The organism is Desulfuromonas sp. TF, from assembly GCF_000472285.1.
Classification (GTDB): Bacteria; Desulfobacterota; Desulfuromonadia; order Desulfuromonadales; family ATBO01; genus ATBO01.
Genome location: NZ_KI421421.1, coordinates 592,297 through 619,076, shown reverse-complemented (window position 1 = coordinate 619,076; position 26,780 = coordinate 592,297). Strand labels below are relative to the sequence as shown.

Below are 26,780 nucleotides of genomic sequence, written 5' to 3'. Positions count from 1 at the left end.
GCCAGGGCGGCGGCGCTCACCTCCCCTCCCATGATGGTGACTACGTAAGTATTTTGAGCTGTCTTGCGCCGGTACTCGGACTCGTCCAGCACCTGGAAATCGAGGTCGAGTCCGAGTTCCTTGGCCAGGAAGAGAAGATCCTTGATCAGGGGCTTGCGGTCGCTCTCCCCGGTGGGGAAATCGATGAGCACCGAAAGGGAAAGCAGTGTGTGGGTTACGGTCTGCTCGATGTCGCGGATGCGCGCGCCGGCGGCGGCTATCTCCGCAGTGACCGCGGCGATAATGCCTGGAGCGTCCTGACCGGTCATGGTGATGAGAACCATTCGGGTGTCCATGGGGTTACCTCGCAAAAACAGGGGCTTCAACGCAGAGGCGCTGAGGAGCAGAGAGAATCTGAGAATTATCGGCCTCAAAAGCAGGGCATTTTACCCCTAAACCCCTTCCCCTGCAAGTCCGCGCAAGACTCCAGATCGATGACAGGATTGCGGTGTGGCGTGAGCATATAGCTTTTCCGCTGCCTTGCAAGCCGACGACATCATAGCTCAAGCATGTGGTTTGCCCGACAAGTTATCCCAGATTGTTGGGGAGCGAAGAAAACATGGCAATGCACGTTCTCAAAAACCCTGATTTTCCAGACAGGATCTATGCGGTAATCTTCAGATGGGTTCCTATGAAAGAGCCGCCGTGGCAGAATGCCTAACAGGGCTGCTCTATTTTTGGAACGGGAGAGTGGACAGGGATTAAGTATGGCGTCAGCAGAATTCCGGCCCGCTGAACCGACCTTGTTCAGATAAAGTGAACTTCTTCGGTGGCGCCAGTAACAACAAAAATGCGCTCGTTGTTGCTGTCCGGGTCACAGGGGAAAATGAGGAAACCGGGTCGATTGGGGGCGTAGCCCTGGGTGTAGCCGTACTGGACTTCCCCGTCCTTGAAATGAACTCTGATTTTCCTGCCGAAACCGGCACGTTCCACGTCATCTTTCTCGGTGTACCCGGGTTTGCCGTCAAGACTTTTCACAAAATAAACCGCTTTGAGGTCCTGCATGTTGATTTGCCTCATTTCTGCACTGTCTCGCTCCTGAAGGTGAAAGAGATTCTTGTTTGGGAAAAAGTTCCCGGTTTCTCCCTTCAAAAGCATTCCGTCGGAATAGTGGACGACCACCAAATTCATCATTTGAGTGAGACCTCCCTTCGTTTCCCCTTTGGCATCCTCAGCCCGCTTACGAGCCGCAGCCAACTTCTTTTCCCTGCCATCGTCACCATGGACCGAAATACATGCGGCAATCAAAACTGCCGGAACCACTCCCAGGTACACTCTATGTCAAGAGAGCCGAATCCCTCTAGTAGAGCTGACTCAAAAAGTAAAGGATGCCGAGATGAGAGACCTGCCATTTTCATGCCGAATGTAAATTCCATTATCGCGAAAACCCTCCATCGCGCTGTCGTGCCCAAGAATTCATTTTATGCTGCAAGAGATGATGGATTCCTGCCAGGCCTTGTTGGGCACTTCTGGCACCATCTCATTTCCAAGAATGTCTTAGGTTCTGCGTCATAAGGCTGCAACGGGCTTCCCGCAAGAGCCTCTCCGGCTCACTCATTCGGCATCAAAGAAACCCAGGGGCTGCTCGACTTCTGCGGCGAGCACGCCATCACCACCAGACTCTTACGGTGTCGGCGGGCCAGACGCTCGACTTCATCGTGTGGGGAAACAACACTGCAAACAAGACTACCGAGGTATCTGCCACACTAACTCCCGTTCCCGAACCCTCCGCCTTGCTTCTTCTCGGTTCCGGACTTGCAGGTCTTGTGTGGTTTAGAAAGAAAAAGGCTTCTTAGACTTATCAATTTTCGCGCGATCAAGGGGGCAAAGTGGCATTAAGTTCTGCTGAAGGAAGAGGTGACTTCTGAGGGTGTCGGTGGGAGCAATGAATTCAAACCTGACAGCGACGGGTTGGCGCGGACCGGTTTTTTATCAGGGTGTCCAGTTCGTCTGATCGTAATGGTTTTGTCAAAAATCCATCCATTCCCACCTGAAGGCATTCCTCTTTATCTTCGGGGCGAACATGAGCAGTCAAAGCGAAAATGCAGGTTTTTTCTTCTTGGTGATCCTCCAGTTCCCGAATCTGGCGGGTCGCTTCAAGACCGTCCATTATCGGCATCTGAAGATCCATGAGGATCAGGTCCTGATTGCTGGGTCGTCCTCCGCCACCAGAACCCGGATGGGACTGAATTCTCCTTCAATTTTACCAGGGGGCCTAGCTTCTTCCCCTTTTTGCACCGTTTTAAGCGGAAGAGAAAAAGAGAAGGTGCTCCCTAGGCCGAATTCACTTTCCGCCCAGATTTTACCACCCATAAGCTCCACAAGTTCTTTACTGATGGCCAGTCCCAACCCGGTCCCGCTATAGCGGCGTGTGATGGAACCGTCAGCCTGGGTGAAGGGTTCGAAGAGCTTATTCAAATTCGCTGGGACGATGCCGATCCCTGTATCGGCAATAGTAAAGACAATGTCCTTTCCATGTTTTTCAACTGAAACCGTTATCTTCCCCCTCTCAGTAAACTTCACGGCATTTCCCACCAAATTGAGCAGCACTTGTCCGAGTCGATGAGGATCGCCAATGATCCGATCAGGAAGCGCGGAACTGATCGTCGAGTCGATTTCTATTCCTTTCTTCCGCACCGCAGTGCTGAACATCTCCACAGAATTGTTTATGCAGTTTCGGAGGGAAAAAGGTTGCTCTTCTATTTTTAGCCGACAGTTCTCGAGGATCGAGAAATCGAGCAAGTCACTAATGATTCGCAATAATCGATGGGCGGATTCATCGGCAATCTCCAAAAGTCTCTGACGGTCTGAAGATTCAACCTCGGTTTGCATCATTTCCAGCGAACTCATAATCCCTGTTAAGGGGGTGCGAAGTTCGTGGCTCATGTTAGCCAAAAACTGGCTTTTTATGCGGTTAGCCTCTTCGGCGGCTCTGATGGCGGATAAGAGATCGAATTCCAACTGTTTTCGATCAGTAATGTCCTGGACTGTACCGAAGCCTCCGAGAAGATTTCCCTCCCCGTCGAATTCCAGCTCTGCTTTTTCCCGGACCCATTTAATCGAGCCATCCACTATGATTCGATGGTCGATATCGTAGGGTTTCCCTTTGAGGGCGGCTTTCCATTGGTTATCCACGGAAGACCGGTCTTCTGGATGCACAAAGCCAATAAAATCCTCATATGTAAGAGAAGTGCCCACATCTACCTTGAAGATCCTATAGGCCTCGTCAGACCAAAACAGCTCGTTGCGCATGACATTCAGGCGCCAACTCCCGGTATGCGCAACCGCTTGGGCCTGATCAAGATCTATCTGTTTCAAGCGCAAAGATTCAGTGATCTCCCGAAGCTTTTTATCCTCTTTTCGCAGAATCGAGACATAATGGTTAATCAGCAAATAAAGCATTCCAGCTGATGCAGCAACAAAGAGCCAGCCCTTGGCTGTTTGCATGCGGGTCAGCCATGCGGGATTGTGTACCATCCACAACAAAAACTGATCGGAGAACAGAATCCATGCCCCGGCTACTGCCATATATATTGCGGCCACTTTGATAGCGACCTGTTTCGTGTTGAGGTATGCCATCTTTTTAATATACCAATGCTGTGAGCGGTTGCCATAAAGCGGAATTTTAATACTATACCACTTTTGTCCGCTTTCTGAAGATAGAAACCGGAGCAGGCAGCATACTCGCTGGCACCGGCACTCCCAGGCAGCGACTTCCAGGGGATGGCAAAGGATGACAGTCCTTATGTCCAACGATCCATTCTTTGCTGGTGCATATGTGGGCGAAAAATGTCGACCTCATTGTCATGGACCAAGGGATCGATACCACGACCATGTACGGCCGCCTGCAGTTCAACATTCTCGCCGCCATCGATGAGTTAGTTTGAGCGGGAATTGATCAAGGAGCGCTCCATGGAGGGGCGCCTGAAAGCCATTACTCGCGGGGTGGAATTCGGAGCCAAGCCGAAATTGACCAAAAATGGCCTGGACAGTTTCGGATGGCAACGCCAGGTATGCCACCGGGCTTTTCTCCCTAAGATGGGTCCTCAATTCGGGAAAAACGGCGATGAAGGTTGGGGTACGGTGGATTTTTTTGTATTTGCCGGCCATCACCTCTTCTTCTTGGCCGGGAGATGACCGCTTCTGACCATTTCCTCCCCGATCTTTTTATCCTCCTCGATCATTTCGAGCAGATCATCGATCGGCGCGGAAAGACCTGCCCTGATCTCTCGCATCGCCTGTATGGTCATGAGATCGGCTTTTTGTTCGAGGATTTCCTCGTCGATGAGCCGTTGTGCACCGGCCTTGAAAAAGCCTTGCGGCGTCATGCCGTGGACGCGGCAGTATTCGTTGACATTATGCATATCCGTCTCATCGAGGGTGATGTTGACCTGATTGCGCTTTGACATGGCCATCCTCTCTCTAGTTTTGATAGCAATCCTAAAAACACTGCCGGAGTTGCGCAAGTTTAATCGGCAGGATGATCAGCAGACGCTGTTTCTCATCGCAAGGACTATAAAAGGCGGGAAGGGCGTAGCCAGGGTTTCGGCCTTCTACGCGTTTGGCCCTTTCTCCGAGTCCGAAATGTCTCGGCACTTCAGGACCGGTCATATCTGTTCCGGAGGGACTCCCATTTGGAACAGCCAGGATCTGTTCCACTGCCGGGGACTCAGGTGGCTGATTTGGAGAGCGGATTTCATGGTTTTGGGAGCAACGCTGGTGGCACTTGGGACTCGCAGGGGATCTTAACCTGGCACAGGCCGCAGGGTGTGGCGCCGGTGCCGTAGGTCTTGGTAGCGTATGGTGTGGTTGTCTCGCGGATATAGGTGAAACAGGCCTGTTTGTCGTGCCCCTCGCTGGTGGTGATGGCGTCGGCCGGGCAGCGTTTGGCGCAAGCACCGCAAGTCCCCTTGGCATACCAGAGGCACCACGCGTGATGGTCATCGCCGTAAGCTCGCTCTCTAACCGGCAAATCGATGCGCGACACGACCGAGCCGAAGCGAACCGCCTTGCCCCAACGGGTGATCATTCCATCCGAGAGACCGAAGGTGCCGTGTCCGGCGACGAAGGCGGCATGTCGCTCCGACCAGTTGGAGGCTAGACCGAAGCGCTCCGAATGCTGATATCCGAAGCCGGGCAACCGCTCGGGCGCTACCGAGGGATATCCTGCCCTGGTGAGAGTCTCTGCCAGGTGCAGGCGCAGGTCGCAGTTGAACTCTTCGCCATGGAACCGCGAGCGCGCCCAGCGTTCGGCTGGCATTCTATCCTCCAGGCGCTGGTCGGCACGCGTTTTAGGAGTCTGGGGCAACACATAGCTGATGACTCGCAGCTCGCAGGCAGGCACCGGGGAGTCGGGAAATGCAAGGGCATAGGCCTCTTCAGGCGTCCAGAGGAAGGGGCCGATCATCTCTTTGTTGCGGAGAAACAGGGGATCATCGCCCCGCGCTATCGCTACATGCGGCTCTGCCCAAGCCTTCTCTCCGGTTTCGAGATGCAGGCTGTTGCTTGGAGCGGATTCCCAGAATTCGTTGACAATCCTTTCAACCTCACAGATGGTGCCCATCACCCACTTCCCTCCCGAACTCTGTACAATCCCGTTAGAAGTCAAAGTCTCATCCTGGCGCCAGGGTGTCTTGTTGGCAAAGATTTTCAATCTTCCAGTCTATCCCGCCAAAGTCGATGAGCAGCGCGGTGGGGATGAAGGTGTCGAGCTCGTTGACGGGAGCGCCGAGGAGGCGGGCGGCGAAGGTGCGGAAGAGTAGGATTTCCTCCTCGAAGGACCGGCGGAACTCCCAGCGCAGCTCCGGCATGGCCAGAGGGTCGACGCCGGGGAAGTTCTTCGTGCACCATTCGTCGGAGAAGCTCTCTCCCGAGAGGTCGATGTTCGGCAGGCCGTGGAGGCGGCAGGTCATCGGCCGCCAGGGATAGACCAGGCAGGCGCCGTCGGCGCCGAGGAGGGGACAGGGGGTCTCGTCGTCCTCGGGCATCTCGGTCCATTCTTCATCGGGCATGGCGTTGAGAAGGTAGGGGGCGGCAAAGCCCGGCCATCGGCCCCTGAGTTCGTCCAGACGGTGCCGGGACTTTTCAAGGGAAGCTTTCCGGACCTTTTCCGGAAGGGTCCCGAGCCCTTGCTGCAGAAGGAGGGCGTCGAGGAGGGTGATGTCGAACAGCCCGCGGCAGCAGGCGCTGCAGCCACGGGCGCAGGCGATCTGCCCGGGGGCTGCTGCCGCCAGAGAGCGGTCGAACCAGCCGTCGATGCGGGCGAGGAGATTCTTATACTCTACGAGGAGATCGTCCATGGAGAGCATGCTACCCTTTTATCCCTTCCAGAGGCAAGTCAGACGTGATTGCGCAGCTGCAGCTCCAGCGGATGGGGATTCAGGTAGTGCTGCCGCTTGAGGTAGGGCTCGTCGTACTTGCGCACGTAGTGGTTCACCAGGGTGACGGGGACGAGGAGGGGCGCATGCTCCCGCTGGTAATTTCCGATCACCTCCAGCAGCTCCTGCTTCTCGTCCGGACTCAGGTCTTTCTTGAAGTATCCCATGGCGTGCATCAGGACGTTGGCGTTCTTGCTGACCGTGGCCTTGAGCCGCATCGCCTCCATCAGCAGCCGCTGGTATTCCTCAAAGAGTTCTGAGAGGGGCCGTTTTCCGGCCTCCGCCACCAGCTTTCCCATCCGGCGATAGTGTTCGACGCTGTGCGCCATAAGGAGCAGCTTGTGCCGGGTGTGGAAGTCGACCAGGCGGCCCGCATCCAACCCGTCTTTCCGGCAATCGCGCCAGCGCCTGAAAGTGAAGACGGCCTCGATGAAATTTTCGCGCAGCCGGGGATCGTGCAGCCTGCCCTCCTCCTCCACCGGCAGCAGGGGAAAGTGCTCCATGAAGACGCGGGCGAAGATCCCCACCCCTTCCTTCTTCGGCACCCCGTTCCTGTCGTAGAGCTTGACCCGCTCCATGCCGCTGCTCGGCGACTTCGCCTTGAAGATGAACCCGCAGAGCCCCTCCCCCTCCAGGTCCCGCACCCGCCGCCGCGCCCAGTCGGTCATCCTGGCCGTGATGTCCCCGCCGCTTCGGGAAAAGACCAGGCGCGCCTCCCCTGCCTCCCCCCTCACCAGACGCAGGGCTTCCCGGGGAGTGGGAAGGCCGACCTCCACCTCGGGACAGACCGGCACGTAGTCGACGTACTCGCCCAGGGTATACGCCAGAAAGCGGTCGAGCTTGTGCCCGCCGTCGAAGCGGACCTTTTCCCCGAGCAGACAGGCGCTGATTCCGATCCTTATTTTGTCTTCCATACGTTCTCCATTGTCATGATCCCACAATCTGGGATAATAATAATTAAAAAATGGAGACTTTCATGCCCGACGTGCAACTTTCCGAAATCAGCAGACCGGTCCTGGTCGCCGGCGCCACAGGATATATCGGCGGTCGCCTGGTCCCCCGCCTATTGGAAGCCGGGCACCGTGTGCGGGCGGTGGTGCGTACTCCGGCCAAGCTCGACGACCGCCCCTGGTCGCATCACCCGGCCCTGGAGGTGGTCCGGGGCGATCTCCTCGACCGCGAATCGATGATGGAGGCGGCCCGGGGCTGCCGGGCGGCCTATTACCTGGTGCATTCGATGCAGAGCCAGGTCTCCGATTTTGCCGACACGGACCGCCGGGCCGCCCGAAACATGGCCGACGCCGCGGCCGCCGGAGGCGTTGAGCGGATCATCTACCTGAGCGGCCTCGGCGAGGAGGACAATGGGTTGAGCCGCCATCTGCGCTCTCGAACCGAAGTGGCTCGGATCCTGGGCGAGGGCCCGGTTCCCGTCACCGTCTTCCGCGCCGCCATGATCATCGGATCGGGAAGCGCCTCTTTCGAGATCCTGCGCTACCTGATGGACCGCCTGCCGGTCATGATCACTCCGCGCTGGGTCTCCACCCTCTGCCAGCCCATCGGCGTTAGAAACGTGCTGCACTACCTGATTGCCTGTCTCGACGTCCCCGAGACGATCGGACAGACCTTCGACATAGGGCAGGAAGAAGTGATCACCTATCGGCGCCTGATGGAGATCTACGCCGAGGAGGCCGGCCTCCCCCGCCGCCTGATCATACCCGTCCCCTTTCTGACTCCCCGGCTGAGCTCCTACTGGATTCACCTGGTGACCCCGTTGCCGGCGGCCCTCGCCCGCCCCCTGGCCGAAGGGCTGAGCAACCCGGTGGTCTGCCGCGACTTTCGCATCCGCGAGCTCATCCCCCAGCAGCTCCTCGACTGCCGCGAGGCCATACGCCGGGCCATGGACCGCATGCGCCAGCAGCAGGTGGAAACCTCCTGGACCGATTCGGGACTGGTGCCGCAGGCTGAATGGAGCATCTCCGGCGACCCGGGGTGGGCGGGCGGCACCATCTACGACGACTCGCGGCGGGTGGTCCTGAGAGCGTCGCCGGAGGAGATCTGGCCGGCCGTGGCAGGGATCGGCGGCAGCACCGGCTGGTACTACGCTGACTGGCTCTGGGTCCTGCGGGGCAAGATCGACCGGGTGGCGGGGGGAGTGGGCCTGCGCCGGGGACGGCGAAGCAAACTGGAGATCCGTCCCGGCGACGCTCTCGACTTCTGGCGGGTGGTGCAGGTCCAACGGCCAACGCGCCTGCTTCTGGCCGCCGAGATGAAGCTGCCCGGCCAGGCGGTCCTCGCCTTCCATCTGAACCGGACCGATCAGGGGACGGAGCTTCTTCAGATCGCCCGCTTCATGCCCCGCGGCCTCTTCGGCATCCTCTACTGGTATGCCGTCTACCCTTTTCACAACTATGTCTTCAACGGAATGCTGCGGGGAATCGCGGCGTCGGTCGGAGCAACGGTCGTCACAGGCCCCGAACGCCTGCGACCCGCAGATTAGCCTTTCTGGTTATTAACCGCCGTTACCCGTCGCCCTTCCGCCCTCTCACCCTTCCCACTCCTCGGGAGAGAAAATCGCCTCGATCGCCTTCTTCCCCGGGGGCACCATGGGAAAGCTGTAGCAGTCGGGGTGGATATCCACATCGACCACCACGGGTCCGGGCGTCGCTACCGCCTTGGCCAGGGTCGGGACCAGGTCCTCCTTGCGGGTGACCTTGAAGGCCGCGACGCCGAAGCCCCGGGCCACCATGCAGAAGTCGACTCCCCGGCCGAGGCAGGTGGCGGCGAAGCGCTCCTTGAGGAAGACCTTCTGGAACTGGCGCACCATGCCGAGCTTGCCGTTGTTGAGGATGATGGTCTTGACCGGAATCATGTAGTGGGAGCAGGTGGCCAGCTCCTGCACGTTCATCTGGAAGGCGCCGTCGCCGTTGATGGCGAAGACGGGACGGCCGGGATTTCCGATGGCCGCCCCGAGAGCCGCCGGCAGGGCAAACCCCATGGTGCCGAGTCCGCCGCTGGTGATGTACTGGCGCGGAGCCGGGAAACCGAAATAGTTGGCCGTCCACATCTGCGACAGACCGACGTCGGAGGCGACCACCGGGGTCTCGCCGGCCACGGCGGAGATGGCCTCGATGATCTCGTGGGGGACCGGCGTATCGCTCTGCGGACGGGGAAGCGGCGCCTCCTGTTTCCATGCGCGGATCTCGCCCATCCATCCTTCGTGCCTTTTTTCCTCGATCATTTCCACCAGTCCCTCCAGAGCCTGCCGGGCGTCGGCGACGATGGGGACTTCCACCTGAACATTCTTGCGGATGCTCGACGGGTCGATGTCGATGTGGATGATGCGGGCGTTGGGGGCGAAGGAGTCGAGCCGGCCCGTCACCCGGTCGTCGAAGCGGGCGCCGACCGCAATGAGACAGTCGCATTCATCGACGGCCTTGTTGGCGTACCAGGCTCCGTACATCCCGAGCATGCCGATGGACAGTGGGGATGAGGTATCCATGGCCCCGATGGCCATCAGGGTGTGGGTCACCGGAATCCCTCCCTTCTCCGCCAGGTTTCGCAGGTCGGAAACCGCCTCGGCCATGATGACGCCCCCTCCGGCGTAGATCAGCGGGCGCCTGGCCGCGTTGATGACCTCCGCCGCTCTCACGAGCTGTCTTTTGTTCAGCATGGGAGCCTCCTGGTAACCCCGTCGGCCGACCCGATCGGGAATCTTACCGTCCGCCATTGCCGCGAGCACGTCACTGGGCAGGTCGACCAGCACCGGCCCAGGGCGGCGGGTGCTGGCGACGTGGAATGCCTCGCGGATGATGCGGGCCAGGTCCTTGACGTCGGTCACCAGGTAGCTGTGCTTGGTGATTGGACGGGTAATCCCCACCATGTCCGCCTCCTGGAAAGCGTCGTTGCCGATGTCGGCCGTGGTCACCTGGCAGGTCAGGGCCACCATCGGGACCGAGTCCATGTAGGCGGTGGCTATGCCGGTCACCAGGTTCGTCGCCCCAGGGCCGGAGGTGGTCAGGCAGACGCCGACCTTCCCCGTGCTGCGGGCGTAGCCGTCGGCGGCATGGGCCGCCCCCTGCTCGTGCCGCACCAGGATGTGTCGGAAATCGGGGTTACCGTGCAGGGCGTCGTGCACCAGCAGGGTTCGGGCGCCGGGATATCCGAAAATGGTATCCACCCCTTCGCGCTTGAGGCATTCCAGCAGGATTTGAGCTCCGGTTTTCATCATTGAAATCCTCCTCTTTCGGGTTGTAAAAGCAAAGGCCGCGAGGATCAGATCCCGCGGCCCTTTTTTACGATTAAAAAAAGGAGCGCGGGATTTTGCCCGCGCTCCTTGTCGTGTTTGGTCAGACGTCGGTAGCGGCGAGCCGTCAGGTTACGACGACTACGACTACCGGAAGAAGACTGATCTTTATTGTTTGATGAAACATCGCTTTATCTCTCCTGTGTGGTCTTCATAGTAAAACAACAGAAAAAAAGCTGTCAAGATTTTATTGCCGCAGGTGCCGCAAGTCATCCGTGAATCCTGGATTCCTTCTCGGCCGTAAAAACTTCGCTACTTGGCACATTTGGACGTTTGTCAGGATTGACAATGCATTTCTTGACGTTAGTATTTCTTAGCGTCCGTGAATAATGAAATAAATGGAGGGTGAGCAACTGATGCACTCGGCTTTGCCGAATTCGTATGAATGGGGGATATTTCATGTCGGATGGTGAATCCAGTTGTAAACAAGCCTACATTCCAGCCACTTTTCATGGCACTTCGGCAGGGGAAAAGATCTTCGATCAGATCGAATTTTCCACCCAGACCGCCCGCCGACTCGTGGATAGCATCATCGACACCGTACGCACCCCCATGCTGATATTGGATAAAAAGCTGCGGATCGTCTCGGCCAACAGATCCTTTTACAAGTTCTATTATGCCAAGGCCTCGGAGACGGAAGACCAATTGCTCGACGATCAGGGGAGGCGCCAATGGAATCTCCCGGGACTGCAGGAGATGCTTGAAAATATGCTGTCTAAAAAACAAGAGATCCGGGATTTCGAGCTTCTTTATGAGTTTCCGCTCCTGGGCCAGCGAAGCCTTCTGTTGAATGCCCGGGAGATCACGGTATGCGACGGATCGGAGGAAATCCTTCTCTCCTTCGAGGACGTTACCGACCGCATCCAAGTGGAGACATTTCGCCGGGCCAAGGAAGAGGCAGAACAGGCGACGCAGAACCCGTCAGGGGAAAAGCTTGATAAACAGGAACAGGCTCTTCGTATTCTCCTGCTCGAGGACGAGCCGGATATCCGCGAACTGATCAGCATTATGCTCGAAAACAAAGGGTGGGAGGTCGTCACGGCGACTTCCGGGGAAGAGGGGCTGGCCGCCTGGGAATCGGAACGGTTCGATCTCATCCTCATGGACCTGCGGATGCCGCTGATGGACGGATTCGAGGCGACCCGGCGCATCAGGGAAAAGGAAGAAGGCGGATCCCGGCATGTCCCGATCATTGCACTGACCGCCCATGCCATGAAGAATGAACCGGAAAAGTGTCTACAGACAGGAATGGACGCCTTTCTGGCCAAACCCTTCAAGTGTGAGGAATTCCTGGCCCTGGTTGAACGATTCCTCGGCAGAGAGCCCGTTTAAAAGCAGCGGTTTCAAACTCAACAGGAGCACTTCTCATGACCTATCAGATGATTCACACCTGCATCCGGGTGCTGGACCTGGAAACGTCGGAAACGTTCTATCAGAAGGCCTTCGGCTTCGAGATCGCGCGGCGCCGGGACTTTCCCGAGCACAAGTTCACCCTCAGCTACCTGCGCGCTCCGGGAGGAGACTTCGAGCTGGAACTGACCCACAACCATGACCGGAGCGAACCCTACACGATGGGGGACGGCTATTCACACTTGGCGGTCGGGGTTGAAGACCTGGAGGCCTCGCACCGGAAACACCAGGAGCTGGGCCTCGAACCCAAGCCGCTCAAGGGACTCCCTGGCGCACCGGCGCAATTCTATTTCATTGCCGACCCCGACGGCTATCTTGTCGAGGTGGTAAGAAAATAAACTTGTCTTTTCCGCAGAAGGGTGTATCATTCGCAGTTCAGCGTTAACGACAGGCGTTACCATTCAATTTTTCACCGGTGCCGGCATATCCGGCTACCGACGCCGCTTCATCGATCCCTGACCCTTCTGCAATTCAGTTCCCTTCTGAAACAGGCAGCACTCCAGGTTGGCGACGATGCGTTCATGCCAGACCTGTTGCGCCATGCCGTCCTTCCTTTCAGGTACAGCCGTTTGTCCCTGCGGTCGCGCACGCCCACTTCACCGTTCGTTTCGTTTCAAAGCGCCCGACCCCGGTCGATCCGCGCCTGCGGCGTTACGAGAAGGATTGATTCATGTCTTTGTCTTTTACCGAACTCGAACTTGCAGCTCCCATTCTCCAGGCTATCACCGCCTGCGGCTACACCGAGCCGACGCCCATTCAGGCCCAGGCCATTCCCCTGGCTCTGGCCGGAAAAGACCTGGTCGCCAGCGCCCGCACCGGCACCGGGAAAACCGCCGCCTTCATGCTGCCGGCCCTGCAGCTCCTGTCCGTCTTCAAGAAAGGCGGCCGCGGCGCCCCTCGGGTCCTGGTTCTGACCCCGACGCGCGAACTGGCCAGCCAGGTCACCGATGCCACCCGCAATTACGGCAAGTTCCTGCGCCTCAAAAGCGCCGTGATCCTCGGCGGCACTCCTTACAGGGAACAGTTCCGCTCCCTGGCCCAGCCTCTCGACCTCGTGGTCGCCACTCCGGGCCGACTGGTCGACCATCTGCAGCGCGGCAGCATCGATCTGTCGAGGGTGGAAATTCTGGTCCTGGACGAAGCGGATCGCATGCTCGACATGGGTTTTCAGGATGATATGGAAAAGATCACCGCCGCGACCCCGGCCGAGCGCCAGACTCTGATGTTCACCGCCACCATGGACCGGACCATGGCCGCGCTTGCCTCGCGACTGCTCAAGGAGCCGGTGCGCCTCGACCTTTCAGAGCCCCAACCGACCGACACCAAGATCGAGCAGCGTCTGCATCTGGCGGACGACATGGCGCACAAGCAGCGCATCCTCGAGCATGTGATCACCGACAGCACCCTGAACCAGGCCATTATCTTCTCCGCCACCAAGCGCGATGCCGACCGCCTGGCGCGGGAACTGACCGCTGGAGGGCACCGGGCCGCGGCCCTGCACGGCGACATGAACCAGGTCGCCCGCAACCGCACGGTGCGCGACCTGCGCCAGGGTAAAATCCGGCTGCTGGTGGCTACCGACGTCGCCGCCCGGGGGATCGACGTCAGCGGCATCAGCCACGTCATCAATTTCGACCTTCCTCTCTTCGCCGAGGACTACGTCCACCGCATCGGCCGCACCGGCCGGGCCGGCGCCAACGGGACGGCTATTTCCCTGGCCTCGCGCGGAGATATCGGCGCCCTGCAGCGGATTCAGCGCTACCTCGGGCGCGACCTCGCTCAGCATGTGATCCCCGGCCTCGAGCCGAAACGTCCTCTCATGACCAAACCGGCGAAGAAAGCCGGAAGGCCCTCTCCTGGGCGCAGCGGCAAAAGCGCCGGTCCGGGAGAATGGAAACGCGGCACGAAAGGCCGCCCCTCGGAGAAGAGAGCGCCGGCGGGGAAGACCAGGAGGGAACCGATCATCGAGTACCGGAGCCGGTAACGTTTCAGACTACAGCTATAAGTCAAAGGCCCACCCCTGTTTCAGGGTGGGCCTTTCTGTTTTTACTCCCAGGCGTTTTTTTTCGGGAATTTTCCCGGTGCCTTTACTGGACGACGACAGTGAAATTCCAGGGGTGATTGATGAGATTACCGTTCGGGTCCTTTATGCCGCTGATGGTGGCGGTATAGGGGCCGGGAGCCAGAGGAGCGGCCGGGGTGAAGGTGGCGGATGTATCGGCGGCGCTGTAGGCGACCTCTCCCGCAACCGCACCGCCCGCGTTCGCAAGCAGGAAGGTGGCTGCATTGACCGAGGAGGCGACCACGGCTTCGCTGAAGGTGGCCTTCAAGACGGTGTCGGGAAGGACATTTTCGGCGAGATTCGCCGGCTCCGTTGTGAGCACCGTCGGCGTTGGATCGGCAACAACCACCCGAGTCCAGGCCGATGCGGTCGTTTTCTCTGCCTGCGCAGCGGTTACGGTAATAATATTGTCTCGTTCCTCCAGATCGTCAATGGTGACCTGCCAGGAGGTTGTCGTTGGGTATGCAACAGTCCCCACGGTCGCCTGAGGCTCCACCGAAACGGCGACCTCCCCGCCCTCACCCACTGTTCCCGTCAAAACCAGGCTGTGCTCCTCGATGGGGATAACAGGTTTGTCGATGGCCAGGGAAACCGCATTTTCATCGCTGACAATGGTGAAGGAGATTGTCTGGGTGTCGGTCTCGGTGTCCTGAGCGGTGATCTTTACCGCATTGTTGCCCGGGACAAGACCCACGAGGAACAGACTGAAGGCATCGTTTTCTGGTACCGGCGATGGCACCGGGTCCCCGTTGAGGGTGACCGAGGTGATGCTCGCGCCGGGAGCCAGGCGGCCGTGAACCGTCGAGGTGGGCTGCGCGGTGGTTGTGTCGGCCTGGTCGATCTTGATAACTTCGTAGAGCAGCAGGAACTGCAGCGAGCTGGTGTTGCCCTGGCTGTCGTCGGCGCTGACGGTAACCAGGTTGTTCCCCACCGCCAGATCGCTGATCGTGCAGCTCCATGTCCCATCCTCGATATTGATCTCCCCAACCTTTGCGCTGCTGCTGACGAAAACATCGAGCCCGGCGCCGGCCTCGATCGTACCGGAGAGGGTTTTCTCCTTGTCGAACGTCGAGGGGTCGATCGCATCCATGGTGAGCGCCGGCGTCGTAAGATCCTCGTCGGTCTCGCTGCCGCAGGCGCCCAGAAGGGCCAGTCCCATCAAGACGAGGAGAAATTTTTTGTATCCCGAAAACCAGACTGCCATCTTCATCTGTTGCGTCTCCTGAGCGAAAAGCCATCATCCCGTATCCGGGTGCCGTGAACTTGTGTGCCGTCAAGGGCGGTATGGTATCAGTGACGGCCCGGCCCCGCAAGAATATTGTTCCAGGCGGAGTCCGGAATCGACCTTCCCTCCTCTGTGCGTTTTCCCCTGAGAGCCCGGAAATATGCAAGAAATATGGAAATGCAAAAGGGGTGGATGGTTCCTGTGGAATTCCTGACCGCATTCGTGCTAGTAAGATGAATAGCATCTCAAGCGGGGTCCCGGATCAAATCGAATGGCGACAAGAAGGACCGACATGAAGGGCAAGATTCTGATACTGGCCGCAGCCTCGGTGCTGATGGCGGCCTGCGCACCGGCGCTCCCCGATCGTCCCGCGCCGGTCGACGCTTCAATGCCCTTTTCAATCTCCGGCGCAGCGCCGCTGCCGGAGCGCTGGTGGCAGGCCTTCGCCGACGACACCCTCGCCGGGCTCATCGACCGGGCGCTGGAAGGCAATCTGAGCCTGCAGAGCGCCTGGGACCGGCTGGAGCAGGCGCGGGCCGCTGCCCGCCGGGCCGGAGCCGATCTTTATCCCTCTCTGGACGCCGAAGCCCGCGTGGCCGAGACCCGCGGCCGGGAAGACGGGCTGACCGGCACGCGGGAGAACTACAGTCTGGGTGTCGCGGCCGGCTACGAAGCGGACCTGTGGGGGCGCATCCGCTCCAGCCGCGACGCCGCCGACCTCGACGCCCGCGCCAGCGCCGAAGACCTCCAGACGGCAGCCCTTACGCTGTCGTCCCAGGTGGCCGCGACCTGGTACCAGCTGATCGAACAGTACGGCCAGATCCGCCTGCTGCAGGAACAGCTCGACATCAACGACAAGGTTCTGGAGCTGATCACCCTCCGGTTCCGTACCGGCCGGGCCGGCATTGCCGACGTCCTTCAGCAGCGGCAGCTCGTCGAATCGAACCGCGGTGAAATCGCCCTGGTCGAAGGCCGTGCCGAAGTGCTGGAGCATCAGTTGGCGATTCTCCTGGGCGCGCCGCCCCTGCGAAAGGTGGCGCCGGCCGAAGTGGAATTCGGAAAGTTCCCTCCCCTGCCTGAAACGGGTCTGCCGGCGGAACTGGTCCGCAGCCGTCCCGACGTCCGCGGCGCCTGGTACTCCCTGCAGGCCGCCGACCACCGGGTGGCCGCGGCGATCGCCGACCGCTTTCCCCGGCTGAGCCTGGCCGCCGGCCTGGACACCTCGGGGGGAGAGGTGCGGGACCTCTTCGATAACTGGCTGGCCTCGCTGGCGGCCAATCTGGTCGGCCCCATCGTCGACGGCGGCCGGCGCCGGGCGGAGGTCGAGCGGACCCGAGCCGTGGCCGCCGAAGCGCTGCACACTTACGGCCAGACCGTGCTCGATTCCCTCGGCGAAGTCGAAGACGCCCTCTCCCGGGAGCAGTGGCAGAAGGTTTACATCGCCAGCCTCGATCAGCAGCTGGAGTTGGCCAAGCGGGCCATCGAAAGGGTGCGCGACCGCTACCTGAACGGCGCCGTCGATTACCAGCGGGTGCTGGACGCCCTCCTCTCCTACCAGCGCCTCCAGCGCACCCGCCTCACCGCCCTGCGCGAGCTCTTCGAGTTCCGTATCGATCTCTACCGGGCCCTCGGCGGCGGATGGGAGATGAAGCGGTCGAATGCCGAAGTTGCAGCGGGGTAGGACATTCCCGTAGAGATTTGTTCCCTCTCCCTGAGGGAGAGGGCCAGGGTGAGGGGGAACCGCACCCAAAAAGCAGCCCTCACCCGCCCTTCGGGCACCCTCTCCCACAGAGAGAGGGGAACCTCGTTTCATTTTCCGTGTGATAAGAAGTTGCACAAGGTGAATAAACATGTCGCAGCAACCTGATTCCGACAAACGAACCGCAGACCGCCGGACCCGACGCCGCCCCGCGCTGGCGCTTCGGATCATTCTGCCGCTCGCCGTGCTGGCCGTCAGCGTGGCTCTGAGCCTCTGGCTGATGGAGACAAGTCCCCAGGCACGACCGAAGCCAAAGACGCGCAATGCCGCCCTGGTCGAGGTCCGGACCATCGAATTCGCCCCGCAGAAGTCCATCGTGTCCGCCATGGGGACGGTCAAGCCGAGCCGGGAGGTGAGCCTCAGGCCCCAGGTAAGCGGGGAGATCATCGAAATGTCCGGCAATTTCCTGCCGGGAGGGCATTTCCGAAAGGGTGAAACCCTTCTCAGGATCGATCCCACCGACTACCGCCTGGCGGTCCGCCAGCTGGCCAGCGAAGTTGCCAGGGCCGAATCGGAGCTTCAGATCGAACAGGGAAATCAACTGGTGGCACAGAAGGAATACGAGCTGCTCGGCGAGACGGTCAGCGAGGAGGAAACCTCCCTGATGCTGCGCCGGCCCCAGCTCGACAACCTGCGTGCGGCTCTCGAGGCGTCGCAGGCCCGGCTCGAACAGGCCAGGATCAATCTCAGGCGCACGGAGATAGCCGCCCCTTTCAACGCCGTGGTTCAGACCCGCGAGATCAACATCGGCACCCGCGTGAGCGAAGGTACGGCCCTGACCACCCTGATCGGCACGGATTCCTACTGGGTGGAGGTTTCCGTGCCGGTGAGCCAGCTTCGCTGGATTCGGATTCCCAACTCGGAAAATGAAGCGGGTTCCAGGGTCCGTATCTACGACCGGGCGGCGTGGGGCGAAGGCGCCTGGCGAACCGGGAAGGTGATCCGCCTCTCGGCGGGTCTGGAGGAGCAGGGGCGTATGGCGCGCCTGCTGGTGGAGGTTGCCGATCCCCTTGCCCTCCTGCAGGAGAACGCCGGCGCTCCGCGAATGCTCATCGACTCCTACTTACAGGTGGAGATCGAGGGACAGGAGCTCCCCTCGGCCACGGCCATCGAACGGGACGTGCTTCGCGACGGCGACACCCTGTGGGTCATGGATGACGAAAACCGCCTGGACGTCCGCAAAATCGAGATCGCCTTCCGAGGCCGGGAGCAGGTGCTGGTGACCGGGGGGATCGAAGCCGGCGAACGCCTGGTGGTTTCCCCCCTTCCGGGGCCGGTGCCGGGAATGGCCCTGCGCCTGGAGGAGAGCCCCGGGGACGCCTCTTCCGTTGGGCGCAGCGCATCGGTGGCTCCGGAAAAGGACGTGCAGCGATGAAATCAACCCGCCTCGAAGCCTGGCAGAGGGGGCCACTCGCCTGGATGGTCCGAAACCGGGTTACTCCCAACCTGCTTATGATCTTTCTGCTGCTGGGAGGCCTCTTCATGACCTCCCGGATCAAGAAGGAAGTCTTTCCCGAATTCGAACTCGACATGGTGACGGTCAGCGTCGCCTATCCCGGCGCCAGCCCCGAAGAGGTGGAAAAGGGGATCATCCTGGTCGTGGAGGAAGCGGTCCGCGGCCTGGAGGGGATCAAGGAACTGACCGCCAACGCCGCCGAGGGGCGCGGGAGCGTCCGGGCCGAGCTGCTCGCCGACGCCGACCAGCAGAAAGCTTACCAGGATATCAAGCAGGAGATCGACCGGATCACCACCTTTCCCGACGATGCCGAAGAGCCGCAGGTCTCCCTCCTCACCCGCCGACGGGAGGTCCTCAACCTGCAGATCTACGGCAACGTTTCGGAAACGGTGCTGCGCGAGACGGTGGAGCAGGTGCGCGACCGCCTGCTGCAGAACCCGGAGATTACCCAGGTCGACCTCTCCGGAGCGCGGGACGTGGAAATCCATGTCGACGTCCCCCAGGCCAACCTGCGGGCCTACGGACTGACCCTCTCCGACATCGCCCGCCGGATCGACACGGCTTCGGCGGAGGTTCCCGGCGGCAGCGTCGAGACTGTTGGCGGCGATATCCTGCTGCGGGTCAAGGATCGCCGGGACTGGGCCCGGGAATTCGCCAGGATCCCCATCGTCACCAATGCCGGCGGAAGCGTGGTGCGGCTGGAAGACATCGCCGAAGTGCGTGAGACCTTCGAGGACAGCAACCGCTTCGCCACCTATAACGGCCAACGCAGCATCGGCATCGACGTCTACCGGGTGGGCGGCCAGACTCCCGTCGGAGTATCCGCGGCCGCCCGCGGCGCCATGGAGGAGATCGAAGCCGACCTGCCGGAGGGGATCGCCTGGGACGTCAACCGCGACCGCTCCGAGATCTACGAGCAGCGCCTGCAGCTGCTGCTGAAGAACGCCTGCTACGGCCTTATCCTCGTCCTGCTCTTCCTCGGACTCTTCCTCGAATTCAAGCTGGCCTTCTGGGTCACGATGGGGATTCCCATCTCCTTTCTGGGCGGCCTTCTCTTTCTGCCGGGCATGGACGTGTCGATCAACATGATCTCCATGTTCGCCTTCATCGTCGCCCTGGGAATCGTGGTCGACGACGCCATCGTCGCCGGCGAGAATATCTATGAATACCGCCAGCTGGGAATGGGCCTGGAAAAGGCGGCGGTCCTCGGCGCCCGCGATGTTGCGGTTCCCATCACTTATGCCATTCTCACCAACGTGGCGGCCTTCCTTCCCCTCTACTTCGTCCCCGGCACCATGGGCAAGATCTGGAAGGTCATTCCCGTGGTGGTCATCACCGTCTTTTTGATCTCCTGGGTCGAGTCGCTCTTCATTCTCCCCGCCCACCTGGCCCACACTCGCAGCCGTCCCCGCAGCCGCCTGACGGCCCGGCTGCACGAGTGGCAGCAGGTCTTCAGCCGATTGCTTGTGCGCTTCATCGAGAAACGCTACCGCCCCTTTCTGGAGCTGTGCATCCGGTGGCGCGGATTCACCGTCGCCGTCGGCATTGCGGTCATGCTCCTGGTCCTCAGCTTCGTATTCAGCGGCCGTATCGGAATCATTCTGACGCCGCGGGTCGAATCCGACCAGGCCGTGGTGACTGCGGTCCTCCCCGCGGGCAGCCCCCTGGAAAAAAGTGCGGAGGTCCAGAACCGGCTGGTCGGCGCGATGGAAGAACTCGCGGCTGAACATGGCGGGGAGCGGCTCGTCGAGGGGATCTTTTCCCTGGTTGACGAAAACCAGGTCGAGGTGACCGTTTACCTCACTCCGCCGGGGGTTCGGCCCCTGAACACCGCCGAGGTGACCCGCCTCTGGCGCGAACGGACCGGCACCCTGATCGGCCTCGAATCCCTGCGTTTCGAATCGGACCGGGGCGGCCCGGGAGGGGGCGCCGCCCTCACCGTGGAGCTCTCCCACCGCGACACCGCCGTCCTCGACCGGGCCAGTGCGGCCCTGGCGGAGCGGCTGGACGAGTTTGCCAACGTCAAGGACATCAACGACGGCTTCACTCCGGGCAAGGAGCAGCTTGATCTCAGCATCCGCCCCGAAGGGCAGGCTCTGGGGCTGACATCGATCGAAATCGCCCGGCAGGTGCGCCATGCCTTCTCGGGAATCGAGGCCCTGCGCCAGCAGCGGGGCCGCAACGAGGTCACGGTCCGCGTGCGCCTGCCGGAGAGCGAGCGCCGCAGCGAGTTCGATATCGAAAACCTGATGATCCGCACCCCTGCCGGCGCTTTCGTTCCCTTGCTTGAAGTGGCCGAGATCAAGAGGGGCCGGGCCTACAACAGCATTGACCGCCGGGACGCCCGGCGGACCGTCACCGTCTCAGGCGATGTCGAGCCCCTTGGCGAGACCGGGCGCGTGATGGCGGCGCTCAACGACAGCGTCCTGCCCCAGCTGGCGCGCGATTATCCCGGCCTCTCCTACGGGTACCAGGGGAGACAGGCCAGCATGAAGGAGAGCTCCATGGGCCTCCTCGGCGGCTTCGGCCTGGCGCTGATCGGCATCTACTTTCTCCTGGCCATCCCCTTCCGAAGCTATATTCAGCCGATGATCGTGATGATCGCCATCCCCTTCGGCCTGGTCGGCGCGATTCTCGGCCACCTGTTCATGGGCTACAACCTGAGCCTGATGAGCATGATGGGGATCGTCGCCCTCTCGGGGGTGGTGGTCAACGACTCGCTGGTGCTCATCGATTATGCCAACCGCCGGCGCCGGGAGGGCGACACCCCCTTCGAGGCGATCAGCGCCGCCGGCACCCGTCGTTTCCGGCCGATCATCCTGACCACCCTGACCACTTTCGGCGGCCTGGCCCCGATGATTTTCGAAACCTCCCGCCAGGCCCGGTTCATGATCCCCATGGCCCTCTCCCTCGGTTTCGGTATCCTTTTCGCCACCGTGATCGCCTTGCTGCTGGTCCCCTGCCTGTATCTGCTCATCGACGATCTGCGGATCTGGATCAGCCGTTTCGGAGATGAAACTTCCCACGCAGAAAATGCGTTGCCGCAGAAGGAGCCTGGCCTGTGAACGGAACCATCCTGATCGTCGAGGACGAGAAAAAGCTGGCCGAGGTGCTGGGCGACTACCTGAGGCAGGCCGGCTTCGAGACCTTCCATGTCGACGACGGCCTGGAAGCAGCCCCCGCCGTCCGGGAGCATTCACCCGATCTGATCCTGCTCGACCTCATGCTCCCCGGCAGGGACGGCATGGAGATCTGCAGAGAGGTCCGCTCCTTCTCCGAGGTGCCGATCATCATGGTCACCGCCCGGGTGGAGGAGATCGACCGCCTCCTCGGCCTGGAGCTGGGGGCCGACGACTACGTCTGCAAGCCCTTCAGCCCCCGCGAGGTGGTGGCGCGGGTCAAGGCCGTGCTGCGCCGCTCCCACAGCGCGGGGCAGAACGAGGGGCTGATTCTCGACCCCTCCCGCCTCAAGGCCACCCTGCACGGCCGCGATCTCGACCTCACCGCGGTGGAGTTCAAGCTCCTCGATTTTCTCGCCGCGCATCCCGGGCGCATCTACTCGCGCACCCAGCTCATGGACCGGATCTACCCCGACCAGCGCATCGTCAGCGACCGCACCATCGACAGCCACATCAAGAAGCTGCGCCGGAAGATCGAAGTCGCCTCGCCCGATGCGGAGCTGATCCACTCCGTGTACAGTGTGGGGTATAAGTTTGAGGTGGTCAGGTAGAGTGGACGAACGCCAGATCCAGGGGACAATCTCTTGTGATAATCTCTTGTTGACACTCTCGGCGGGATAGGTTAATAAATATCCCCTGCAAGCGCACACACGCCGCCCTAGCTCAGCTGGTAGAGCGAGTGAGCCCGATTATAACCACAAAGGCTGTAAGGTATTTACCTTGCGGCCTTTTCTTTTTGTTTGTTTCTACAGGGACATTTTTGACAAAACCACAAAGCTATTATTTTTCAACAACTTAAGCTTTGTAGACCTGGCGGGTTCCGGCGGGTTTTGGTGGGGGCGGAAGGTGGATTCGGGCCTCTTTTCGGCCGTCTGAGGCTCGGGGGAAGTTGTATTCGATTATCAGATAGGAGGAGAAAAGGCGGATGTTTTGTATTGCCAGGGAGAGGAATTCGCGTTGCTCTTCGAAGCCTAGAAAGTCGAAGGTTTCCCTGGAAATGGCGAGGGCTTTCCAGTTTGGCTCGGGGCGTTGCGCGCCTGCGAGCTCGGATCGGCGGGCTCGGATCTCGCCGAGTCGGGTTTCGATCTCGGTTCGTTTTTGCCGGGCGTCGGCGAAGTCGATGACGCCTTCGGCGATCGCGGCGATGAGGCGGCGTTTTTGGGTGGTGAGAGTGGTTTCCTCGGCCTCGAGGTCGGCGAGCCGGTCGAGGGCCTGGCCGGTCTTGTCGTTGTCCTTCCACCAGACTTTAAGCTCCTCGACGCGCTCCAGGGTGCCGAAGAAGTTTGTAAGGATTCTTTCGTCGATGATGGTCTGGGGGAACATCCGGCTTTTTTCGCATTTGCGGCGGGTGTCCTTGGCGGTGCAGCCGTAATAATCGATTCGGGATCCGTCCTTGCGGGTGCGGTGATTCTTCCAGGCGCGGACGGTGCGGCCGCAATAGCCGCACGTGAAGATGGACAGGTTTGAGAAGAGGCCGGCGGCGACGCGTTTCGGGGCGCGACGGCGGGTGCGGCGACCTTGGCGGATGCGTTCGGTCTGGTCAGCCTTCATGACGGGCTCCCATTCGCAGGGGATGAGCTCGCCGGTTTGGGGATCTTCGCGCAAGGCCTGATAGAAGAGGAGCCGCTCCTCGGAGATCGCTCGCCGGGCGGCGATCACCGGCATATCGAAGGCCTCGGCAATATCGCGGGTGCTCTTCGTCTCGGCCATCTTCCAGAGGCGGCGCATTTTGGCGAGCTGGTCGGGGTCGACCTGGGGACAGCCGGTCGCCTTGTCGTAGACATAGGGAGGCGGCGGAGATCCTCCGAGCCATTTCCCCTTGCGAAAGGCTTCCGCCCTCCCCTCTTTCATGCGCGCCTGGAGGACCTTCATTTCGACGGAGGAGAATCCTCCCTCCATGAGGAGGAGCATCCAGTCGGAGTGCTGGCTGGGGTCGAGGATGCGGGAGGGGGTGGCGAGCTTGACGCCGTGCGAGGAGCAGAGGTTCAGCCAGGCGAGATAGTCCTCGAGGGTTTCATCCCTGGAGAGGCGGGAGAGCTCGATCGTGAGGATAACGTCGATCTTGCCGGCGCGGACGTCGGCCTCGAGGCGCGCGCGTTCTTTAAGGTCCTCGGCCTTCCCTCTGGCGGCCGAGGCGTGGCCGTCGTCGTAAACCTCGACGCTCCAGCCTTGCGCGCGGGCATGGGCGGGGAGCTGTTCGCGCTGGACGGTGAGGCGGTGGGAGGGTTTATCGCGGTCCTCGCGGGATTTGCGGATGTAAATGGCACTTCGAGTCATTATTAAAAGGCGGAAATTTGCTTAAGCAAGGGATGATGTTTTAACTTGAAAATTATCTACCAGATCGACTTCGATATATTCCTGACCATGCATATCCATTATTATATCGAACAATCTTTGCCTATAAAAATCTGTGAGATAATATTTACCGGACAAGGAATCGAATATGTTCAAATAAAAGGATAGCTCTCTCAGCCTCATGATAAAATCATTCAAATTATCTTTATTAACATTAAAATAATCGGCCTCCTGAACATGAAATCTTGGACTTAATAACCGAATTGACTCGTTTAAAATTTCTTTCCTTCTTCCAAATATATCCTCTATTTTCATCTTTCTCTGATCAATCGTCTCATTTATAATGAGGTTGAAATTTATTCTACGCGATAAAATTAATTTAATTTCTTCGTAAATGAAGTTGATTACTCGGTAAATATCCTCCTTTTGATCTTGAGTATTTAAAAGGTCCTTTTGCTGTTGGGCAATTTCTCTTGAACCTTCAAGCGCAATAGAGGAATTCCTCAGTTCCTGTCTTGTATATTCAAGTTCCCTAGATTGGAGAACGATTGTAAGGAGAAGTGCTATTAAACCGAGAAGAGCGAAAAAGGGATTTAAAACTCCTCCGATATAATCACCAAACTGGCCCCATATCTCTGGATTGCTTGAGAGGCCGGCGTCAAACTTGAGGACGTATGCACCGATTGCAATACATGCGGCTAAAACAGCAACTGTAAAAATAGCGGTGAGCCTATTTACTATCCGATTTCTTGAGTTTTTATTCTCTGGCATGCTGATTTTTACCTTGAGGAGATAAAGAGCGCCGGCCGGGCACGGGGAGGGGGACCCTGGCCGGAGGGTTGTGGCCGCCCGGCCGGCGCAACTGTAAATATTATTTGAAGTTGTCTTGCGAGGTGTAGCCGGTGATTGGCGATTTATAGGGGATAAAGACCAGCACTTTGGGGAACATGTTGGGCTCCAGGATCTGGGCCTTTATGTCTGGTTCGACGAAGACACATCTGCCGTCCACGACCATTTCCGTCATTTTCTCAATGTCGCTGAACACCTTTGCCTGAGCGAAATCCATGATGTCCTGCTGTGTCTTGCAGATAGGATATTCGCCGTTGATATTTTGGGCGAAAGCGGGCAGTGCGAAGAGGTACAAGGCGATAATGGCGATTGCAGCTTTCTTCATGATTCCCTCCTGAGTGCGGCCGCGTTCTGGCGCGACTGAATTCTATTTGAGGCCCTCCGAATTATCCTCATGAGGATATAGATGCTGTCTGATCCTTAGTCGCTTCCTTATTGCAGCAGTTCTAATACATAAGTACTAGAGAGTGCCTCGGGTGGTGCCGCCCAATCCATTGTCGTAATATTTGAAATGTGAAAAGCCCAGATATTATCTCTCTCTCTTTTGGTAGTAAAAGAGAACTGGGTTGCACCTACAGTTATGAGCAAAGGTGCATTTTGAGTGAATTCTTTCATCCCGATTAGAATTTTTCTATCCTTTTTGTCAACGTGAATGGTTTTGACAGCTTGTGCTGCGCCATGATCGTAAGTGACGGTGCCATTGTCGTCAAAAATAAGAAAAGGCCTTAGCTCTTTTGAAATTTTGGAAATGTAAGCAGGATCATTGATCCTTGTTTCCACTTTTGTATCCATATATTGATCGAATGTTACAAACGCGGCCAAGGCCGATAAGATCAGGATAAACAGCTTTATTACATGCCAGTTGTCGGAGACAATTTGATTTAACTTGGACAATTTAAGGCTCCCCAAAAACGTATAAAGCAGCCGAATATCTGAGAATCATTCCCCATAAACCCTGATCTTTACCATCGAAACAAGCGCATAACTCCGCAGCTCCTGCGTCCCGATTGCTTTCTGGATATTGCCGTTCTGCATAGCGGCTTGAGGGGTGACGTCCTGGAGGCCGAAGCCGGCGATGCCGAGGCCTTGGGCTTCGCCGACCTTGATCTTGTCGGATTGGATGCCGAGGGCGACCAGGTCGAGGGGCTGGTCGTTCATCATGAGTCCGGCGCAGCCGGCGACCTGGGAGACGAGAGCGACGGCGAGAGCGGCGGTTTTCCATCCGGAGAAATTGAAGCGCCGGCCGGATCTCCACCAGAGGTGAAACCAGACCAGGCCGCTTGTGATTGCGGCGATGGAGAAGAAGGTGTTGAGGTTTGCGTGGGGGATTGTGGTGCCGAGGAGGCAGAGGGTAAATATCAGGAAACAGACTAGCGCCGATCGCGGCCGATCGGCCGGTGTATCGACTTGCGGCTTAGGTGCAGCCGAGTCCTTGATGAGACGAATGATTTCGTCTTTTTTTTTCTGATAGGTGCTGCCGTGCGGCATTCGCTCCCCCTCCAAAGGTAATCAAGCCTTGTGTTTTCTTTTTTTATAATATGTTGTCTTAACGGTTAATAGCTTTGATAGATGCCAAAGGAGACTTATCGTATAAAAGAAAGACCATACTGTAAAAAATATACTACTTGAATAAAAAAGACTTAATATGTGCTTAATTACGTTAAGATTTAAATGATAATTATCGACAATCAAATTAGCAATTTCCGATTTAAATATAAAAAAATTTTGCAATATTATGTTACTAAAAAGGGCATATAAATATATGAAAAATCCTACAAAATGGTAGTTTTTAAGAGAAGTAAATACTTGTCCAGAACTTTCTAAAT

The 26,780-nt window shown here is 58.9% G+C and carries 26 protein-coding genes; 11 read left to right on the top strand and 15 right to left on the bottom strand.

The genetic code is table 11. The features are described 5' to 3' along the window. Positions 1–335, bottom strand: a 335-nt coding sequence (locus DTF_RS27300) for an ACT domain-containing protein (protein ID WP_226989352.1), incomplete at its 3' end; no start/stop codon positions are given. A 451-nt stretch (positions 336–786) separates the two neighbouring features. Further along, on the bottom strand, positions 787–1,302 hold the full coding sequence (locus DTF_RS0114295; RefSeq protein ID WP_155890829.1) for a hypothetical protein: 516 nt from the start codon (positions 1,300–1,302) through the stop codon (positions 787–789). 365 nt (positions 1,303–1,667) lie between these two features. Between DTF_RS0114295 and DTF_RS27805 the strand changes: the two genes are divergently transcribed. Next, positions 1,668–1,835, top strand: coding sequence for a PEP-CTERM sorting domain-containing protein (locus DTF_RS27805; RefSeq protein WP_162148648.1), 168 nt, complete (start codon positions 1,668–1,670; stop codon positions 1,833–1,835). Positions 1,836–1,930: 95 nt separating this feature from the next. Here DTF_RS27805 and DTF_RS25625 read toward each other — a convergent pair whose 3' ends face one another. Next, a complete protein-coding gene (locus DTF_RS25625) occupies positions 1,931–2,170 on the bottom strand; it encodes a response regulator (RefSeq protein ID WP_051361318.1) in 240 nt (79 codons plus the stop codon). 5 nt (positions 2,171–2,175) lie between these two features. Then, positions 2,176–3,618 carry a PAS domain-containing hybrid sensor histidine kinase/response regulator gene (locus DTF_RS25620; RefSeq protein WP_155890828.1) on the bottom strand — a complete coding sequence of 481 codons (1,443 nt, stop codon included), beginning with the start codon at positions 3,616–3,618 and terminating at the stop codon, positions 2,176–2,178. A 197-nt stretch (positions 3,619–3,815) separates the two neighbouring features. Between DTF_RS25620 and DTF_RS27800 the strand changes: the two genes are divergently transcribed. Together DTF_RS27800 and DTF_RS26960 are read left to right on the top strand one after the other, a co-directional pair. Then, on the top strand, positions 3,816–3,926 hold the full coding sequence (locus tag DTF_RS27800; protein ID WP_369798593.1) for a hypothetical protein: 111 nt from the start codon (positions 3,816–3,818) through the stop codon (positions 3,924–3,926). Positions 3,927–3,951: 25 nt separating this feature from the next. Then, a complete protein-coding gene (locus tag DTF_RS26960) occupies positions 3,952–4,176 on the top strand; it encodes a hypothetical protein (RefSeq protein WP_027715862.1) in 225 nt (74 codons plus the stop codon). Here the strand turns inward: DTF_RS26960 and DTF_RS0114270 are convergent. The 4 genes from DTF_RS0114270 to DTF_RS0114250 all read right to left on the bottom strand — a co-directional run bounded on the left by DTF_RS0114270 (position 4,149) and on the right by DTF_RS0114250 (position 7,330). After that, the gene (locus DTF_RS0114270) at positions 4,149–4,448 is read right to left on the bottom strand and encodes a hypothetical protein (RefSeq protein ID WP_027715861.1); all 300 of its coding nucleotides are present in this window, start codon (positions 4,446–4,448) and stop codon (positions 4,149–4,151) included. The genes DTF_RS26960 and DTF_RS0114270 overlap by 28 nt on opposite strands. A gap of 287 nt (positions 4,449–4,735) precedes the next feature. Next, positions 4,736–5,602, bottom strand: a complete 867-nt coding sequence (locus tag DTF_RS0114260; RefSeq protein ID WP_027715860.1) for a 4Fe-4S ferredoxin — start codon at positions 5,600–5,602, stop codon at positions 4,736–4,738. A 49-nt stretch (positions 5,603–5,651) separates the two neighbouring features. Further along, the gene (locus DTF_RS0114255; protein ID WP_027715859.1) at positions 5,652–6,338 is read right to left on the bottom strand and encodes a YkgJ family cysteine cluster protein; all 687 of its coding nucleotides are present in this window, start codon (positions 6,336–6,338) and stop codon (positions 5,652–5,654) included. A gap of 38 nt (positions 6,339–6,376) precedes the next feature. Continuing rightward, complete coding sequence (locus DTF_RS0114250; RefSeq protein ID WP_027715858.1) at positions 6,377–7,330, bottom strand: DUF523 and DUF1722 domain-containing protein; 954 nt, start codon at positions 7,328–7,330, stop codon at positions 6,377–6,379. A gap of 62 nt (positions 7,331–7,392) precedes the next feature. On the opposite strand from DTF_RS0114250, the gene DTF_RS0114245 reads away from it, so the two are divergent. Beyond that, positions 7,393–8,913, top strand: a complete 1,521-nt coding sequence (locus tag DTF_RS0114245; protein WP_027715857.1) for an SDR family oxidoreductase — start codon at positions 7,393–7,395, stop codon at positions 8,911–8,913. Positions 8,914–8,958: 45 nt separating this feature from the next. Here the strand turns inward: DTF_RS0114245 and ilvB are convergent, their stop codons facing one another. Next, positions 8,959–10,644: a biosynthetic-type acetolactate synthase large subunit gene (ilvB, locus tag DTF_RS23670; RefSeq protein WP_051361317.1), complete on the bottom strand. Its 1,686-nt coding sequence runs from the start codon at positions 10,642–10,644 to the stop codon at positions 8,959–8,961. Between the two features lie 474 nt (positions 10,645–11,118). Here ilvB and DTF_RS25615 point away from each other — a divergent pair, with 474 nt between their 5' ends. From DTF_RS25615 to DTF_RS0114220, 3 genes are all read left to right on the top strand, one after another. Continuing rightward, complete coding sequence (locus tag DTF_RS25615) at positions 11,119–12,051, top strand: response regulator (RefSeq protein WP_051361316.1); 933 nt, start codon at positions 11,119–11,121, stop codon at positions 12,049–12,051. Positions 12,052–12,086: 35 nt separating this feature from the next. Beyond that, entirely contained in the window at positions 12,087–12,467 is a 381-nt protein-coding gene (locus DTF_RS0114230) for a VOC family protein (protein ID WP_027715856.1), read from the top strand. 338 nt (positions 12,468–12,805) lie between these two features. After that, on the top strand, positions 12,806–14,113 hold the full coding sequence (locus DTF_RS0114220; RefSeq protein ID WP_027715855.1) for a DEAD/DEAH box helicase: 1,308 nt from the start codon (positions 12,806–12,808) through the stop codon (positions 14,111–14,113). 103 nt (positions 14,114–14,216) lie between these two features. On the opposite strand, the gene DTF_RS0114215 is transcribed toward DTF_RS0114220, so the two are convergent. Next, on the bottom strand, positions 14,217–15,401 hold the full coding sequence (locus DTF_RS0114215; RefSeq protein ID WP_027715854.1) for an Ig-like domain-containing protein: 1,185 nt from the start codon (positions 15,399–15,401) through the stop codon (positions 14,217–14,219). Positions 15,402–15,708: 307 nt separating this feature from the next. On the opposite strand from DTF_RS0114215, the gene DTF_RS0114210 reads away from it, so the two are divergent. The 4 genes from DTF_RS0114210 to DTF_RS0114195 all read left to right on the top strand — a co-directional run bounded on the left by DTF_RS0114210 (position 15,709) and on the right by DTF_RS0114195 (position 22,361). After that, on the top strand, positions 15,709–17,097 hold the full coding sequence (locus tag DTF_RS0114210) for an efflux transporter outer membrane subunit (RefSeq protein WP_226989351.1): 1,389 nt from the start codon (positions 15,709–15,711) through the stop codon (positions 17,095–17,097). 169 nt (positions 17,098–17,266) lie between these two features. Further along, complete coding sequence (locus DTF_RS0114205) at positions 17,267–18,550, top strand: efflux RND transporter periplasmic adaptor subunit (protein WP_027715852.1); 1,284 nt, start codon at positions 17,267–17,269, stop codon at positions 18,548–18,550. Beyond that, a complete protein-coding gene (locus tag DTF_RS0114200) occupies positions 18,547–21,696 on the top strand; it encodes an efflux RND transporter permease subunit (protein WP_027715851.1) in 3,150 nt (1,049 codons plus the stop codon). The genes DTF_RS0114205 and DTF_RS0114200 overlap by 4 nt, the downstream gene beginning before the upstream one ends. After that, complete coding sequence (locus tag DTF_RS0114195; RefSeq protein WP_027715850.1) at positions 21,693–22,361, top strand: response regulator; 669 nt, start codon at positions 21,693–21,695, stop codon at positions 22,359–22,361. The genes DTF_RS0114200 and DTF_RS0114195 overlap by 4 nt, the downstream gene beginning before the upstream one ends. A 244-nt stretch (positions 22,362–22,605) precedes the next feature. On the opposite strand, the gene DTF_RS0114190 is transcribed toward DTF_RS0114195, so the two are convergent. The 5 genes from DTF_RS0114190 to DTF_RS0114170 form a co-directional block, all read right to left on the bottom strand. After that, on the bottom strand, positions 22,606–24,087 hold the full coding sequence (locus DTF_RS0114190) for a recombinase family protein (RefSeq protein WP_027715849.1): 1,482 nt from the start codon (positions 24,085–24,087) through the stop codon (positions 22,606–22,608). Between the two features lie 21 nt (positions 24,088–24,108). After that, a complete protein-coding gene (locus DTF_RS25610; protein ID WP_051361315.1) occupies positions 24,109–24,876 on the bottom strand; it encodes a hypothetical protein in 768 nt (255 codons plus the stop codon). A gap of 100 nt (positions 24,877–24,976) precedes the next feature. Beyond that, on the bottom strand, positions 24,977–25,279 hold the full coding sequence (locus tag DTF_RS0114180; RefSeq protein WP_027715848.1) for a hypothetical protein: 303 nt from the start codon (positions 25,277–25,279) through the stop codon (positions 24,977–24,979). Between the two features lie 107 nt (positions 25,280–25,386). After that, positions 25,387–25,848 carry a hypothetical protein gene (locus DTF_RS0114175; protein WP_027715847.1) on the bottom strand — a complete coding sequence of 154 codons (462 nt, stop codon included), beginning with the start codon at positions 25,846–25,848 and terminating at the stop codon, positions 25,387–25,389. 45 nt (positions 25,849–25,893) lie between these two features. Continuing rightward, positions 25,894–26,442, bottom strand: coding sequence for a hypothetical protein (locus DTF_RS0114170; protein WP_027715846.1), 549 nt, complete (start codon positions 26,440–26,442; stop codon positions 25,894–25,896). Positions 26,443–26,780 lie beyond the last annotated feature (338 nt).